A 14,203-nucleotide genomic window follows, 5' to 3' on the forward strand; every position below is an offset into this window, starting at 1 on the left:
TGCCTATAAATTATTGCGTCTGCTGTAGAAACAGCGATGGGCTTTTGTGATTGGCAAAAAGATAAGTAGATGTAAACCAGGCATGGCCAGGAAAGCCGCCCGCGCGCGTGAGGCGCTGAGTGAGTGGCCTGGTTTAGTAATAAAAGATAATAGGCGGGTTAAACAATTTGGCGAGCATACAAATATGTTAGAAGTTTTTCTAAATAATATGTGCTGTCAGTTAGTTGCGTTATTGAAGTCGGAAGTTTCTTCAGTGCGGGCCTCTGTCCAATGGGCAGTGACCCGCAGCTCTTGATGGGCTAGGCGGGAGAGCGAGGTTCTGCTGAATGACTTACCTGGCGTCGGCTTCCAGGCCATTCAGGTAGGTAGTGATCACCTCCATCCCGCGCATCAAGTGATTGCGTAACGTCAGGATGCTTTCAGCGACGTGTTTGTGCGCCACGAGGTTCAGCAGTTCACGGTGATCTTCCTGGGATGTCTCCCCCAGCCCCATTGCTTCAAGGTTGAAACGCAGGAAGCGCTCTTCCTCATTCAGCCCGTGCTCTACCAATTTGAGTAGTCGCTGGTTGGGCGCCTTGCCATACAGCGTCATGTGAAACAGGCGATTAAGGCGACCAATCTCGGCGTAGTCTTTTTCCTGTTCTAAGGCACAGATGAAGGTGTCTGCCTCGGCGATATCAGCTTCGGTCAGCAAGGGAATCGACAGGCGCAGCGCCTCAGACTCCAGCAACATACGCAGCTCATAGGTCTCAGCTGAATTGTCTTCGATCAGCGGTGCAACCACGGCGCCTTTGTGGGTGACCACATGCAACAGTGACTGCGCCTCCAGCTGGCGCAAGGCTTCACGCACCGGCATGCGGCTGACCCCGAACAGGCTGGCCAGCTCTTGCTGGCGCATGGCGGTCCCGCAGGGCAATCGGCCGTCCAGGATGGCATTGCGCAGGGTTTCTTCAATCACGGAGCGAGCAAGATGGGCGGGAATAGGCCCGCTGATCTTGATGCTGTTCAAAGGGTTCGGCTTCTGCGTCACGGTTACGCTATCCTCCTTATTGGAAAAGTGGTGGCTAATTGGATCCAATGCACACTAGAGGCTGCCCATAGGCTTGTCAAACGGCCACGGTTTCGGCTTGTAAGCGTTTCAACATGCTGTTCAGACGGCCCACGTCTGGGTCTTGCGGGGTCTTACACGGCATTGGCATGCTGCGACATTCCCGCATATAGATATTCTCTAACGGTATTTAAATTGCCGTTCTTATATCTATAAAGTCACTCTCCTGTCTGACCGGGAGTGAACTCATGTCTGCCACCTCTACTGTTCCAACAGCGATCCCTACCGCCCAAACGTTCGAGATTCGCCCGCTGCCCGGCAGCGTCGGCGCCGAAGTTATTGGCCTGGACCTGTCCCGGCCAGTCAATGACCAGGATTTCGCCCGTATCCACCGTGCGCACCTGGATCACCATGTGGTGGTCTTTCGCGACCAACGTATCACCCCCGAACAACAGATTGCCTTCAGCCGTCGCTTTGGCGTGTTGCAGATCCACGTGCTCAAACAGTTCCTGCTGGCCAACCACCCGGAAATCCTGATCGTCTCCAACATCATCGAAAACGGCCAATCCATCGGCCTGGGCGACGCGGGAAAATTCTGGCATTCGGACCTGTCTTATAAAGAACTGCCGAGCCTTGGCTCGATGCTGCATGCCCAGGAGCTGCCCTGCGAAGGCGGCGACACCTTATTCGCCGACATGCACAAAGCCTGGGACCAACTGCCCGATCACCTGCGCAATGCGGTGGATGGGCGCAGCGCCGCCCACTCCTACACCGCGCGCTACAGCGAGACCAAATTCGAAGGCAACTGGCGCCCCACGCTCACCCCCGAGCAGTTGGCGCAGGTCGCAGAAGTGGTGCACCCGATTGTGCGCACTCACCCTGAAAACGGTCGCAAGGCGCTGTTCGTCAGTGAAGGCTTCACCACCCGCATCGTCGGCCTGCCCGAAGACGAAAGCCGCGACCTGCTCACCCAGCTCTACGCCCACAGCGTGCTGGCGCAGAACATCTATCGCCACCAATGGCAGCCCCACGACCTGGTGTTCTGGGACAACCGCTCGTTGATCCACCTCGCCGCCGGTTGCCCGAGCCATCTGCGCCGCAAGCTGTTTCGCACCACCATCCAGGGCGACGCGCCTTTCTGATTCGGAGCATGACCATGTCCAGGAACATTCCATTTGCACGATTGGCCGCCACCGTTGGGCTGGGTATCAGCCTGCTGGCCGGCAGCCTAGTAGCCCCGGCGGTTGCCCAGGCGGAAGGAGAGATCCGCATCGCCGAACAATTCGGCATCGTTTACCTGCTGCTCAATGTAGTGCGCGACCAGAATCTCATCGAGAAATACGGCAAGCAGGAAGGTATCGACATCAAGGTCGACTGGACCCAGCTCTCCGGTGGCGCGGCAGTCAACGATGCGCTGCTTTCCGGCTCCATCGACATCGCCGGTGCCGGCGTCGGCCCACTGCTGACCATCTGGGATCGCACCCACGGCAAGCAGAACGTCAAGGCCGTAGCGTCACTGGGCAACTTCCCGTACTACCTGGTCAGCAACAATCCCAAGGTCAAGACCATTGCCGACTTCACCGACCAGGACCGCATCGCCGTGCCTGCGGTGGGCGTTTCGGTGCAGTCGCGCTTCCTGCAATATGCCGCCGCCAAGCAGTGGGGCGATAAGGAATTCAATCGCCTCGACAAGTACACCGTCGCCGTCCCGCACCCTGACGCCACCGCCGCGTTGATCGCTGGCGGTACCGAGCTGACCGGGCACTTTTCCAACCCGCCATTCCAGGATCAGGCCCTGGCCAACCCCAATGTGCATGTGGTGTTGAACACCTATGACCTGCTCGGCCCCAACTCACCGACGGTGTTGTTCGCCACCGAGAAATTCCGCAATGACAACCCGAAAACCTACAAGGCGTTTGTCGAGGCATTGACCGAAGCCGCACAATTTGCCCAGAACGACAAAGGCGCCGCCGCCGACACCTACATCCGCGTGACCAAGGCCAAGATCGACCGCGCCGAGCTGCTCAAGATCATCGACAACCCGCAGTTCGAATTCAGCGTCACGCCGAAAAATACTTACCCGCTGGCGGAATTCCTCTACCGCGTCGGCGCCATTAAAAACAAGCCTGAATCGTGGAAGGACTACTTCTTCCAGGACGCCAAACCCCTGCAAGGAAGCTGAGATGAACGCGCCCCTGCAAGGCCACACGGCCAGCAACCTGCACACCGCCGAGCCGTTGCTGGCGGTGGATAACGTCAGCCTCGAATACCGCACCCCCGAGCGCGTGGTGCGGGCCACCCATCAGGTCAGTTTCGAGATCGACCCGGCTGACCGCTACGTGCTGCTCGGCCCTTCGGGCTGCGGCAAATCCACCTTGCTCAAGTCCATCGCCGGGTTTATCAAACCTTGCGAGGGCGAGATTCGTTTGCTGGGGCAAAAGGTCGAGCAACCGGGCCCGGACCGCATCGTGGTGTTTCAGGAATTCGACCAACTGCCGCCGTGGAAAACCGTCAAGCAAAACGTAATGTTCCCGCTGCTGGCGTCCAAGACCCTCAAGCGCCGCGAAGCTGAAGAACGCGCCCTGCATTACCTCGACAAAGTCGGCCTGAGTGCCTTCGCCGACGCCTACCCCCACACATTATCCGGCGGCATGAAGGCCCGCGTGGCCATCGCCCGTGCCCTGGCCATGCAGCCGAAAATCCTGTTGATGGACGAGCCCTTCGCCGCCCTCGATGCCCTCACCCGGCGCAAGATGCAGGAAGAATTGCTGCTGCTCTGGGCAGAGGTGCGCTTCACCCTGTTGTTCGTCACCCACTCCATCGAAGAAGCACTGGTGGTGGGTAATCGCATCCTGTTGCTGTCCCCCCATCCGGGGCGCGTACGCGCAGAAATCCACAGCCATCAATACGACCTGCACAGCCTGGGCGGTGTTGACTTCCAGGCGTCGGCGCGACGGATTCATCGCTTGCTGTTCGATGAAACCAGCGCCGCGGAACCCGAGTTGGGTTTTGCCGACATCCGCATCGCTTACTAAGAGGGCAACCCATGCGCCAGGAATATGAAGTCACCCTCGAACCGCTGCTCAGTGTCCCCGTGGAGCGCGAATTGCCCCTGCGCCAACGCCTGTGGCAACAAGGCTGGCTGCGCAAGGGCCTGATCCTGATTGTGCTCGCGATCCTCTGGGAAGCCGTGGCGCGCTACCAGAACAACGACCTGCTGCTGCCGAGCTTTCTGCAGACGTCCGCCGCGTTGTACGACGGCCTGCTCAGCGGCGAATTGCTGAGCAAGGTGAGCATCTCGCTGGTGGTGCTGATCAAGGGTTACCTGATCGGCATTGTGCTGGCGTTTGCCCTGACCACCTTGGCCGTGTCGACCCAATTGGGCCGCGACCTGTTGAGCACCCTGACCTCGATGTTCAACCCGCTGCCAGCCATTGCGTTATTGCCGCTGGCGCTGCTGTGGTTCGGCCTGGGCCAGAACAGCCTGATTTTCGTGCTGGTGCATTCGGTGTTGTGGGCGCTGGCGCTCAACACCTATTCAGGGTTTCTCGGCGTGTCCGAGACGTTGCGCATGGCCGGTCGCAACTATGGTCTGAAGGGCATGCGCTTTGTGCTGTTTATCCTGATCCCGGCCGCGCTGCCGTCGATCCTCGCCGGCCTGAAAATCGGCTGGGCATTTGCCTGGCGCACGCTGATCGCCGCCGAGTTGGTGTTCGGCGCCACCAGCGGCAAGGGCGGGCTGGGTTGGTACATCTTCCAGAACCGCAACGAGCTGTACACCGACAAGGTGTTTGCCGGGTTAGCGGTGGTGATCCTGATCGGCCTGCTGGTGGAGAACCTGGTGTTTGACACCTTCGAGCGGCTCACCGTGAAGCGTTGGGGCATGCAGCGCTGATCCACCTATCCCTGCTACGATTGCGCCCAGTTCACTCCCCTCTGATCATGAGTGCTTGGCATGCAACTACCGGACATGAACCTGCTGGTCGCCCTCGACGCCTTGCTCGACGAGGGCAGTGTGGTCGGCGCCGCCCGGCGGATGAACCTCAGCCCGGCGGCCATGAGCCGCACCCTCACACGCATTCGCGAAGCTGTGGGCGACCCGATCCTGGTGCGTGCCGGGCGCGGCCTGGTGCCAACGCCCAAGGCATTGCAGTTACAGGGCCAGGTGCGCAACGTGGTGGAGCAGGCCGCGCTGCTGTTTCGCTCGGCTGACCAGGTAGACCTGAGCACCCTGCGCCGCCGCTTCAGCGTGCGCGCCAATGACTTTTTCATCGGTGTGTATGGCGGTCGTCTGTTCGACACCATGGAGCGCGTGGCCCCATTGTGCGAGCTGTGTTTCGTGCCCGAAGGCGACACCGACGACGAAGCCCTGCGCGAAGGGCGCCTGGATTTGCGCGTGAGCAACACCCAGCCGGCAAGCCCTGAGGTCAAGGTGCAGAACCTGTTCTCCACCACCTTCGTCGGCCTGGCGCGGCAGGACCACCCGTTGTTCGACGAGGAGATCACCGCGGCACGTTTCGCCAGCTACTCCCATATCAGCATCTCGCGGCGCGGCATCGCCCGGGGGCCGATCGATACCGCGCTGAATGCCCAGGGCCTGGAGCGCCGCGTGGCGATGATCGCCCCAGGGTTTCACGGCGCGATGTTCATGCTGCCCGACTCCGACCTGATCCTGCCGGTGCCCAAGGAAGCGCTCTACAGCGCCAACCGCCTGAAGCTGCCCCTGCGCGCCTTCCCGCTGCCGATCTCCTTGCCGACTCTGGTGTTGGCCCAATCCTGGCACCCGCGTTTCGACAAGGACCCGGCGCACAAATGGCTGCGCGAAACCATGCGCGAGAGCTGCCACGCCACGTGGCTGGAAGCCCAACCGACCTGAATCTCAAGCGTACACAGGGCAAATGTGGGAGGGTTCTGTAGTAAATCAAGGATTGCGCCTGACGCACTTATAAGCTGCCGATAAGTAACTTTTTGTCATGGTTTTGCCTGATTAAACTGCTCGGGTATTTACCATGCCGAGTTACCTGTTCATGACTTCCCTCGCTGCCCCCACCCTCGCGGCCGCAGCCAAACCCAGCGCCCTCACCCCGCCCGTGTTCGGCGCGCGCATCATCATCGGCCTGGTCGGGGTGTTGCTGGCGGTGCTTGTGTCCGGCCTCAACGAGATGGTCACCAAGGTGGCCCTCGCCGATATCCGTGGTGCGCTGTACATCGGGTTTGACGAAGGCACCTGGCTGGTCGCGGCCTACACCGCCACCTCGGTCGCGGCGATGGCCTTTGCGCCCTGGTGCGCGGTGACGTTTTCCCTGCGCCGTTTCACCCTGTGCGCCATTGGCCTGTTCACCGTGCTTGGCATCCTGTGCCCGTTCGCACCGAACTACGAAAGCCTATTGCTGCTGCGCACCGTGCAAGGCCTGGCCGGTGGCGCGTTGCCGCCGATGCTGATGACCGTGGCGCTGCGTTTCCTGCCGGCCAACGTCAAGCTGTATGGTTTGGCCGGCTATGCACTCACCGCCACCTTCGGCCCGAGCCTCGGCACACCACTGGCGGCGCTGTGGACCGAATACGTCGGCTGGCAGTGGGCGTTCTGGCAGATCGTCGCGCCGTGCCTGCTGGCGATGGCCGCCGTGGCCTACGGCTTACCCCAGGACCCGCTGCGCCTGGAGCGCTTCAAGCAGTTCAACTGGCGCGGCCTGCTGCTGGGCTTCCCGGCGATCTGCATGCTGGTGATCGGCATCCTGCAAGGCAATCGCCTGGACTGGTTCGAGTCGGGCCTGATCACCTGTTTGCTGAGTGGCGGCAGCGTGTTGCTGGTGCTGTTCATGCTCAATGAGTGGTCGCACCCGATGCCGTTTTTCAAGTTGCAGATGCTCGGTCTGCGCAATTTGTCGTTTGCCCTGATCGTACTGGCGGGCGTGCTGATGGTGCTGACCTCGGTGATCATCATCCCGTCGAGTTTCCTCGCCCAGGTCCAAGGCTATCGACCGCTGCAAACCGCGCCGGTGATGCTGCTGATGGCACTGCCGCAGTTGATCGCGCTGCCGCTGGTGGCTGCACTGTGCAACCTGCGCTGGGTCGATTGCCGCTGGGTGCTGGGGATCGGCCTGAGCATGCTGGTGCTGTGTTGCATCGGCAGCGCACACCTCACCTCGCAATGGATTCGCGACGATTTCTACGGCCTGTACCTGCTGCAAATCTTCGGACAGCCCATGGCTGTGTTGCCGCTGCTGATGCTGTCCACCGGCAGTATTCAGCCACAGGACGGCCCGTTCGCCTCGGCCTGGTTCAACACCGTCAAAGGCCTTTCCGCCGTGGTTGCCACCGGCGTGTTGGACACGTTGACCACCCAGCGCCTGCACTTTCACTCGACCATGCTGGTGGACCGCCTGGGCAATTCGCCCCTGGCCGACGGCAACGCGCCGGGCCTCGCCCATCGGTTGCACGAGCAGGCCGTAGTGCTCACGTCTTCGGATCTTTATTACGTCATGGGCGGCGTCGCCGTGGCGTTGATCCTGCTGATTTTCTGGATGCCCACGCGGATCTTTCCGCCTCGCGCACCGACCTAGCCAAAAGGAATTTTCATGAAACGCAAAGACAAAGTGGCCGTCTCCGTCATCACCGTATTTGCCGTCGGTGTGCTGGTGTACCTGGTCGCGCCTGGCTTGTTGGGCAGTAAGCACCAAAGCACCAACGACGCGTTCGTCGCCGCTGACTTCACCTTGGTCGCCCCGCGCGTGGCGGGTTTTATCAAGGAAGTGCTGGTGGAGGACAACCAGCGGGTCAAGGCCGGACAACTGCTGGCGCTGATCGACGACCGGGATTTTCGCGCCGCCGCCCAGGCCGCTGATGCCGACACCTTGGTCGCCCAGGCTCAACTGAAAAACGCCACCGCGACCCTGGAACGGCAAAGCTCGGTGATCGCCCAAGCCCAGGCCACAGTCGCCGCGGACCGCGCCGAAGTGGCCTTCGCCGAACACGAACTGAACCGCTACAACCACCTCGCCGGCGTGGGCGCCGGCACGGTGCAAAACGCCCAGCAAGCCAAGACCCGCATCGACCAGGCCACCGCACGCCTGGCCAATGCCACAGCAGTGCTGGCAGCCGAGCGCAAGCAGGTGGAGATTCTCACCGCCCAGCGCGATGCCGCCGAAGGCGGGCTCAAGCGCGCCCAGGCCGCGCTGGAAATGGCCAGCTATCAGCTGTCCTACACGCGCATCGTGGCGCCGGTCGATGGCATGGTCGGCGAGCGCGCGGTGCGCGTCGGCGCCTATGTGACGCCGGGCAGCAAGATCCTCGCCGTGGTGCCGTTGGCCGAGGCCTACGTGGTGGCCAACTTCCAGGAAACCCAGCTCTCTCACATGCATGCCGGCCAAGCCGTGCAGGTGCGGGTCGACAGCCTCGACGGCGAGTTGCTCAACGGTCATCTGGAGAGCCTCGCCCCGGCGACTGGGGTGACCTTCGCCTCGGTCAAACCGGACAACGCCACGGGCAACTTCACCAAGGTGGTGCAGCGCATTCCGGTCAAAATTGTGCTGGAACCCAACCAGCCGCTGACCGAGCGCCTGCGCGTCGGTATGTCCGTGGAGGCGAGCGTCGACACCCAACCTGTTGCCGTTCAACGTGAGGTGGCGCAGCAATGAAACGCCTTGCCTGGCTCACCCTGAGTCTGATCAGCCTGAGCGCCTGCACCGTCGGCCCGGATTTCCAGCGCCCGCAAAGCCCTCAAGTGGCGCAATGGAACGAGCCCCAAGGCCGCCAAGCCGACAGCCGCGCCATCAGCGACCCACTCCAGGAGCGCTGGTGGGACGTGTTCCACGACGCACAACTCTCGGCCCTCACGCGCCGCGCCCTCACCGATAACCTCGACCTGAAACTGGCCAGCAGCCGCCTGGAACAAAGCCGCGCCGTGCGCCAAGTGACGACCGCCGAGCGCTATCCCAATGTCGAAGCCTCAGGTGCTTACCAGCGCAAACGCAACAGCGGCAAAGGCTTGAGCGACCCATCCGGCGAAAACGGGCGTTCCGCCTTCAACCAGTGGGACGCGGGCTTCTCCGCGTCCTGGGAGCTGGACTTCTGGGGCCGCGTCAAACGCGAAACCGAAGCCGCCGACGCCACCCTGCAAGTCGCCGAAAACGACCGTCGCGCCGTGCTGTTGTCGGTGCTGGCCGAGACCGCCCAGGACTACATCCAACTGCGCGGCGTGCAAAACACCCGTGCCGTCACCGAGCAAAACCTCGACGTTGCGCGCCACAGCCTCAAGCTCTCGCAACTGCGCCTGGCCGACGGCGTAGCGACTGATCTGGACGTGGCCGAAGCCGCTGCCCAAGTCGCCGCCATCGAAGCGCGCTTGCCGGATTTGCAGCAACGCCAGGACCAGTTGATCAACGCCCTGAGCCTGCTGATGGGCGAGCCGCCACAAGCCCTGCACGCGCAGTTGTCCAAGGACGCCGCCGTACCGCAGACCCAGCGCCAAGTTGCTATCGGCCTGCCGTCGCAGCTTGCCGAACGCCGCCCGGATATCCGTCAGGCCGAAGCCCGTTTGCACGCGGCCACCGCCAACATCGGTGTGGCCAAAGGTGATTTCTACCCGCGTATCACCCTGTCCGGCAGCCTCGGCTCCCAGGCCATGCAGCTGTCGGGTCTTGGCTCCTGGGGCTCACGAGCCTTCGCCTTCGGCCCTCAGTTCAGCCTGCCGCTGTTCAATGGCGGGCGCTTGCAAGGCATGGTGAATCTGCGCGAAGCCCAGCAACAGGAAGCGGCCCTGGCCTACCAGCAAACCGTGCTGCGCGCCTGGCATGAAATCGACGACCAACTGACCCGCTACAACGCCAGCCAACTGCGCCGCGACAGCCTCGCCGAAGCCGTGCGCCAGAACCAGATCGCCCTGACAACCGCGCAGCATCAGTACGTGGAAGGCGTAGCGGACTTCGTCAACGTGCTCACCGTGCAGAGCGCATTGCTGGCGACGCAGGAGCAGTGGGTGGAGAGTTCTACCGGCGTGTCGTTGGCCATGGTCGGGTTGTACAAGGCGTTGGGTGGGGGCTGGGAGTCGGTGTATCCGCTGTACACCGCCGAGCGCTGAGCAATAAAGAGTTTTGTCAGTCGCGAAATAAGATGTAATGATAATTGCTCTCAATAACTTATCTGAGCGTTTCATGGGCATCGCGACTGACGGCCAGCAACAGCTTCACCTCCTGTACCGCGACCACCACGGTTGGCTGCAAGGCTGGTTGCGCAAGCGCCTGGGTGACCGTGAGCATGCGGCGGACGTGGCTCAGGACACGTTCCTGCGCCTGCTGGTGTCCGGTCGCTTCCCCGGCGACAAGGAAAGCCGCAGCTACCTGGCGCAAATCGCACGTAACCTGGTGATCGATCATTGGCGACGGCTGCGCATTGAGCGCGCCTACCTGGAAAGCATCGCGCACCTGCCCGAGCCTGTATCTCCGTCCCTGGAGACCCGTGCGCTGATCCTCGAAACCTTGATGCAGATCGACGCCATGCTCGACCGCATGCCCGACAACGTGCGCCGTGCCTTCCTGTTGTCGCAGTTCGAAGGGCTGAGCTACACGCAGATCGCCGAGCGTCTGGGCGTTTCTGTCAGTTCGGTGCAGAAGTACATGACCCGTGCCATCGTCGCCTGCTATCAGGTGGTCTACGAAGAATGAAACACGACGCGCCTATCGCGCCGGCCATCGTCGAGCAAGCCAGTGAGTGGTTGATGCTGCAATGGGGGGGTGAGTTGCAAGGCGATCAACGCCAGGCGTTTGCCCAGTGGCAGGCCGCAGACCCGGAGCACCGGCGTGCCTGGCAGCGCTTGCAGCAGTTGCAGCACACCCTCGGCGGCGTACCCACTCACAGTGCCCGAGCGGTGTTGCGCGACACCCCGGACACCCAGCGCCGCGCCGCGCTCAAGCTGCTCGGCTTGCTGCTGGCGGCCGGTGGCAGCGGGGTTCTGGTGCAGCGCAGCGAACCCTGGCAAGCGGCGTTTGCCGAGTACCGCACGCGCACGGGCGAGATCCGCCACGTCACCCTCAGTGACGGCACGCGCCTGGACCTTAACAGCGACAGCGCCGTGGACCTGCGCTTCAGTGCTAGCGAACGGCGTGTCCGTCTGGTGCGTGGCGAGATCCTGTTGACCAGCGGCCAGGACCCTTCCCGCCCGCTGATCGTCGAAACCCCAGCCGGTGATGTGCAAGCGTTGGGCACCCGTTTTGCCGTGCGCGAGTTGCCCGACGGCAGTCGCGTCGACCTTTACGAAGGCCGCGTGCGGGTCAGCCCGTTGCACGGCACCGCCGTGCAGATGCAGGCCGGTGAGAGCCTGTGGTTCAACGCGGGCCAAAGCTGCGCGTTGCCTGGGTTGAGTGCCAATACCAGCAGTTGGACCGAGCATCGCCTGATCGCCGAGCGCCAGCCGCTGGGCGAGTTTGTCGCGCAATTGAGTCGCTATCGGCCTGGGCTGCTGCGCTGTGATCAGGCGGTGGCGGGGCTGTTGCTCACCGGCGTATTTCCGCTGGATAACACCGACGCGATCCTCGCGGCCCTAGAGCGCTCACTGCCGGTGCAGGTGCAGGCGGTGACGCGCTACTGGGTGACGATCAAGGCGCGGGTCTGAAAATATTTTCATCACTGCTTGTCGGTTTCGGCTGCCCGCTCGGGATACCTCTTGAAAGCCAATCAAGAAGCGATCTCACGGGGAGTCCTGCAATGCCGCACCACCCAGTCCAACCCTTGGCCCGCGCGCTGCGCCGTGGCTTGTTTGTCAGCCTTTTGGCGACGGTGCCTGTGGCGCCGAGCTTTGTTCAAGCGCAAGAAAGCGCCGAAGCGCAGCACGCCTATAACATTCCGGCGGGTAGCCTCGACCAGGCACTGAATCGCTTTGCCAGCGCGTCGGGCATTTTGCTGTCGGTCGACGCCACGCTCACCGAAGGCAAGCGCACGGCGGGTCTGCAGGGCCGTTATGCGGTAGGGGTGGGGTTGGAGCAGTTGCTGGCAGGCAGCGGTTTGGTCGCCGTGCAATCCCAGGGCAGTTGGTCGTTGCAGGCGAGTTCTGCGGGCGGCCCGTTGCAGTTGGGCGCCACGCAGATCAATGGTCAGCAGGAGCAGGAAAGCGCCTGGGGCCCGGTGGACGGGATTGTCGCCAAGCGCAGTGCGTCCGGCAGCAAGACTGATTCGGCACTGGTGGAAATCCCGCAGACGATCAACGTGATCACTGCCACAGAGATCAAGGCCCGTGGCGCCCAGAGCGTGACCCAGGCGCTGCTCTACACCCCTGGCATGAGCGCCGGCGGCTTCGCTGACCGGGTCAAATTGTTTGACGAACCCACCTCGCGGGGTTTCTCGCCCACGCCGCTGTACCTCGACGGTTTGCACCTGCCTTACGGCGGCGGCAGCACCGGCGGCGCATTGCAGATCGAACCCTACTCCCTGGAGCGTATCGAAGTGCTCAAGGGCCCGGCGTCGGTGCTGTACGGGCAGAACCAGCCGGGCGGTATCGTCAACATGGTGAGCAAGCGGCCCAGCGAAACCCCCGTGCATCAGTTGGTGCTGGAAGCGGGTACGTACGAACACAAAAGTGCCGCCATCGACCTCAGTGGTCCGTTGGATGAGCAGGGGCAATTTCTCTACCGCCTGACCGGCCTGGCCAATGATGGGCAGGACGAAATCAACTACGTCGAAAACAAACGCCAGTTCATCGCCCCCAGCCTCACCTGGCAGCCCAACGACGACACCCGCCTGACCGTCTTCGCCCAGTACCAGAAAGACAAAGGCGTGCCCGAAGCCCAAGGCCTGCCGGCGTCCGGCACCCTCTGGGCCAACCCCAACGGCAAGATCAAGCGCGATCTGTTTATCGGTGAGCCGGGCGTCAACCAGTACAACCGCGAGCAGTACGTGCTGGGCTACGAGCTTTCCCATCGCCTCAACGACACCTGGACCCTCAAGCAAAATGCGCGCTACGCCGAGGTCGACGATCGCTACACCGCGCCGCTGCACGGCTACCGCTTCGTCGCCAACCCGGCCACCGGCGTGCAGGATCAGCGCTACCTGCAACGCTTCGGCGTGGACTGGTCGCAAACCAACAAAGTGTTCGGCGTGGACAGCATCGCCCAGGCCGAATTCGCTACCGGCGTGCTGGACCACACCCTGATCGTCGGCCTGGATTACTACCACTCCAACTCCCAGTTCCTCGGCCTGTACGACCGAAATCCGCCGATCATCGACCTGTTCAAGCCGGTCTACGGTCAGCGTATGAACTTCGGCCAGCCCTATCGCTGGGACCGCACCATTACCCAGACCGGCCTGTACGTGCAGGACCAGATCAAACTGGATAAATGGGCGTTTGTGCTCGGCGGTCGTTACGACTGGGCCAATGTGGTGAACAAGGAACCGATTCAGGACAGCCGCTTCGCCAGCAAGGACCAGGCCTTCACCGGTCGTGCCGGGTTGGTTTACCTGTTCGATAACGGTGTGGCGCCCTTCGTCAGCTACACCGAATCGTTCCTGCCGCTGGCCGGCACCAGTATCGATAAAAAACCGTTCGAGCCGTCCACCGGCAACCAATTCGAAGTGGGCGTGAAGTACCAACCGCCCGGCCAGAAGAGTTTCGTACAGGTCTCGGTCTACCAACTGGACCAGGAAAACGTGCTGACCACCAACCCGGTAGATACCACCTACAGCACCCAAAGTGGCGCGATGCGTTCGCGGGGTGTCGAGCTGGAAGCCAAGGCCTCCCTCAGCGATGCATGGGACGTGGTGGCCTCGGCCTCGCGCAACGACGTCAAATACACCAAGGACAACGACGGCCGCGAAGGTCGCCACCCGGCCGGCATCTCACCGCTCACCGCCTCGATGTGGGTCAACTACACCGTGCTCGGCGACACCCCTTTGGCTGGCCTCGGCGCAGGCCTGGGCGTGCGCTATGCCCGTCAGAGCCTGGGTGACTATTACGCAGGCGCTTTCACCGTGCCGTCCTACAGTGTCTATGACGCCAGCCTGAGCTACGACCTGGGCAGTTCGCCGCTGAAACTCAAGGGCGTGAAGCTGGCGATGAACGTGCAAAACCTCACCAACAAGACCTATGTGTCGCAATGCACCAGTGATTTGGATTGTTACTACGGGGAAGGGCGCACAGTGGTGTCGAGTTTGACCTACGACTGGTGA

At 62.2% G+C, this 14,203-nt stretch carries 12 protein-coding genes; 11 read left to right on the plus strand and 1 reads right to left on the minus strand.

All coding sequences use genetic code 11. The annotated features are described in order from the left end of the window. Positions 1-331 precede the first annotated feature (331 nt). Positions 332-1,030, minus strand: coding sequence for a GntR family transcriptional regulator (locus DNK50_RS04000; protein ID WP_099584302.1), 699 nt, complete (start codon positions 1,028-1,030; stop codon positions 332-334). 266 nt (positions 1,031-1,296) lie between these two features. Between DNK50_RS04000 and DNK50_RS04005 the strand changes: the two genes are divergently transcribed. The 11 genes from DNK50_RS04005 to DNK50_RS04055 all read left to right on the plus strand — a co-directional run bounded on the left by DNK50_RS04005 (position 1,297) and on the right by DNK50_RS04055 (position 14,203). Next, entirely contained in the window at positions 1,297-2,190 is an 894-nt protein-coding gene (locus tag DNK50_RS04005; RefSeq protein WP_112192881.1) for a TauD/TfdA family dioxygenase, read from the plus strand. 14 nt (positions 2,191-2,204) lie between these two features. Then, positions 2,205-3,230, plus strand: a complete 1,026-nt coding sequence (locus DNK50_RS04010; RefSeq protein ID WP_112192882.1) for an ABC transporter substrate-binding protein — start codon at positions 2,205-2,207, stop codon at positions 3,228-3,230. Between the two features lies 1 nt (position 3,231). Then, complete coding sequence (locus DNK50_RS04015) at positions 3,232-4,083, plus strand: ABC transporter ATP-binding protein (RefSeq protein WP_099584305.1); 852 nt, start codon at positions 3,232-3,234, stop codon at positions 4,081-4,083. Positions 4,084-4,094: 11 nt separating this feature from the next. Beyond that, positions 4,095-4,943, plus strand: coding sequence for an ABC transporter permease (locus DNK50_RS04020; protein ID WP_099584306.1), 849 nt, complete (start codon positions 4,095-4,097; stop codon positions 4,941-4,943). Between the two features lie 60 nt (positions 4,944-5,003). Then, positions 5,004-5,924, plus strand: coding sequence for a LysR family transcriptional regulator (locus DNK50_RS04025; RefSeq protein ID WP_099584307.1), 921 nt, complete (start codon positions 5,004-5,006; stop codon positions 5,922-5,924). A 151-nt stretch (positions 5,925-6,075) separates the two neighbouring features. After that, on the plus strand, positions 6,076-7,611 hold the full coding sequence (locus DNK50_RS04030; protein WP_099584444.1) for an MFS transporter: 1,536 nt from the start codon (positions 6,076-6,078) through the stop codon (positions 7,609-7,611). Positions 7,612-7,626: 15 nt separating this feature from the next. Next, positions 7,627-8,685, plus strand: coding sequence for an HlyD family secretion protein (locus DNK50_RS04035; protein WP_112192883.1), 1,059 nt, complete (start codon positions 7,627-7,629; stop codon positions 8,683-8,685). Beyond that, positions 8,682-10,127: an efflux transporter outer membrane subunit gene (locus DNK50_RS04040; RefSeq protein WP_112192884.1), complete on the plus strand. Its 1,446-nt coding sequence runs from the start codon at positions 8,682-8,684 to the stop codon at positions 10,125-10,127. The genes DNK50_RS04035 and DNK50_RS04040 overlap by 4 nt, the downstream gene beginning before the upstream one ends. Positions 10,128-10,200: 73 nt before the next feature. Then, positions 10,201-10,710 carry a sigma-70 family RNA polymerase sigma factor gene (locus DNK50_RS04045; protein ID WP_099584310.1) on the plus strand — a complete coding sequence of 170 codons (510 nt, stop codon included), beginning with the start codon at positions 10,201-10,203 and terminating at the stop codon, positions 10,708-10,710. Then, positions 10,707-11,657 carry a FecR domain-containing protein gene (locus DNK50_RS04050; protein ID WP_099584311.1) on the plus strand — a complete coding sequence of 317 codons (951 nt, stop codon included), beginning with the start codon at positions 10,707-10,709 and terminating at the stop codon, positions 11,655-11,657. The genes DNK50_RS04045 and DNK50_RS04050 overlap by 4 nt, the downstream gene beginning before the upstream one ends. A 92-nt stretch (positions 11,658-11,749) precedes the next feature. After that, the gene (locus DNK50_RS04055) at positions 11,750-14,203 is read left to right on the plus strand and encodes a TonB-dependent siderophore receptor (protein ID WP_112192885.1); all 2,454 of its coding nucleotides are present in this window, start codon (positions 11,750-11,752) and stop codon (positions 14,201-14,203) included.

The organism is Pseudomonas sp. LG1E9 (assembly GCF_003290225.1).
Lineage (GTDB): Bacteria > Pseudomonadota > Gammaproteobacteria > Pseudomonadales > Pseudomonadaceae > Aquipseudomonas > Aquipseudomonas cyclaminis.

Excerpts from the sequence above, each read along its gene's own strand:
- DNK50_RS04030 (WP_099584444.1), top strand. The coding sequence starts at position 6,076 with ATGACTTCCCTCGCTGCCCCCACCCTCGCGGCCGCAGCCAAACCCAGC.
- DNK50_RS04005 (WP_112192881.1), top strand. The coding sequence starts at position 1,297 with ATGTCTGCCACCTCTACTGTTCCAACAGCGATCCCTACCGCCCAAACG.
- DNK50_RS04045 (WP_099584310.1), top strand. The coding sequence starts at position 10,201 with ATGGGCATCGCGACTGACGGCCAGCAACAGCTTCACCTCCTGTACCGC.
- DNK50_RS04055 (WP_112192885.1), top strand. The coding sequence starts at position 11,750 with ATGCCGCACCACCCAGTCCAACCCTTGGCCCGCGCGCTGCGCCGTGGC.
- DNK50_RS04035 (WP_112192883.1), top strand. The coding sequence starts at position 7,627 with ATGAAACGCAAAGACAAAGTGGCCGTCTCCGTCATCACCGTATTTGCC.
- DNK50_RS04025 (WP_099584307.1), top strand. The coding sequence starts at position 5,004 with ATGCAACTACCGGACATGAACCTGCTGGTCGCCCTCGACGCCTTGCTC.
- DNK50_RS04015 (WP_099584305.1), top strand. The coding sequence starts at position 3,232 with ATGAACGCGCCCCTGCAAGGCCACACGGCCAGCAACCTGCACACCGCC.
- DNK50_RS04050 (WP_099584311.1), top strand. The coding sequence starts at position 10,707 with ATGAAACACGACGCGCCTATCGCGCCGGCCATCGTCGAGCAAGCCAGT.
- DNK50_RS04040 (WP_112192884.1), top strand. The coding sequence starts at position 8,682 with ATGAAACGCCTTGCCTGGCTCACCCTGAGTCTGATCAGCCTGAGCGCC.
- DNK50_RS04010 (WP_112192882.1), top strand. The coding sequence starts at position 2,205 with ATGTCCAGGAACATTCCATTTGCACGATTGGCCGCCACCGTTGGGCTG.
- DNK50_RS04020 (WP_099584306.1), top strand. The coding sequence starts at position 4,095 with ATGCGCCAGGAATATGAAGTCACCCTCGAACCGCTGCTCAGTGTCCCC.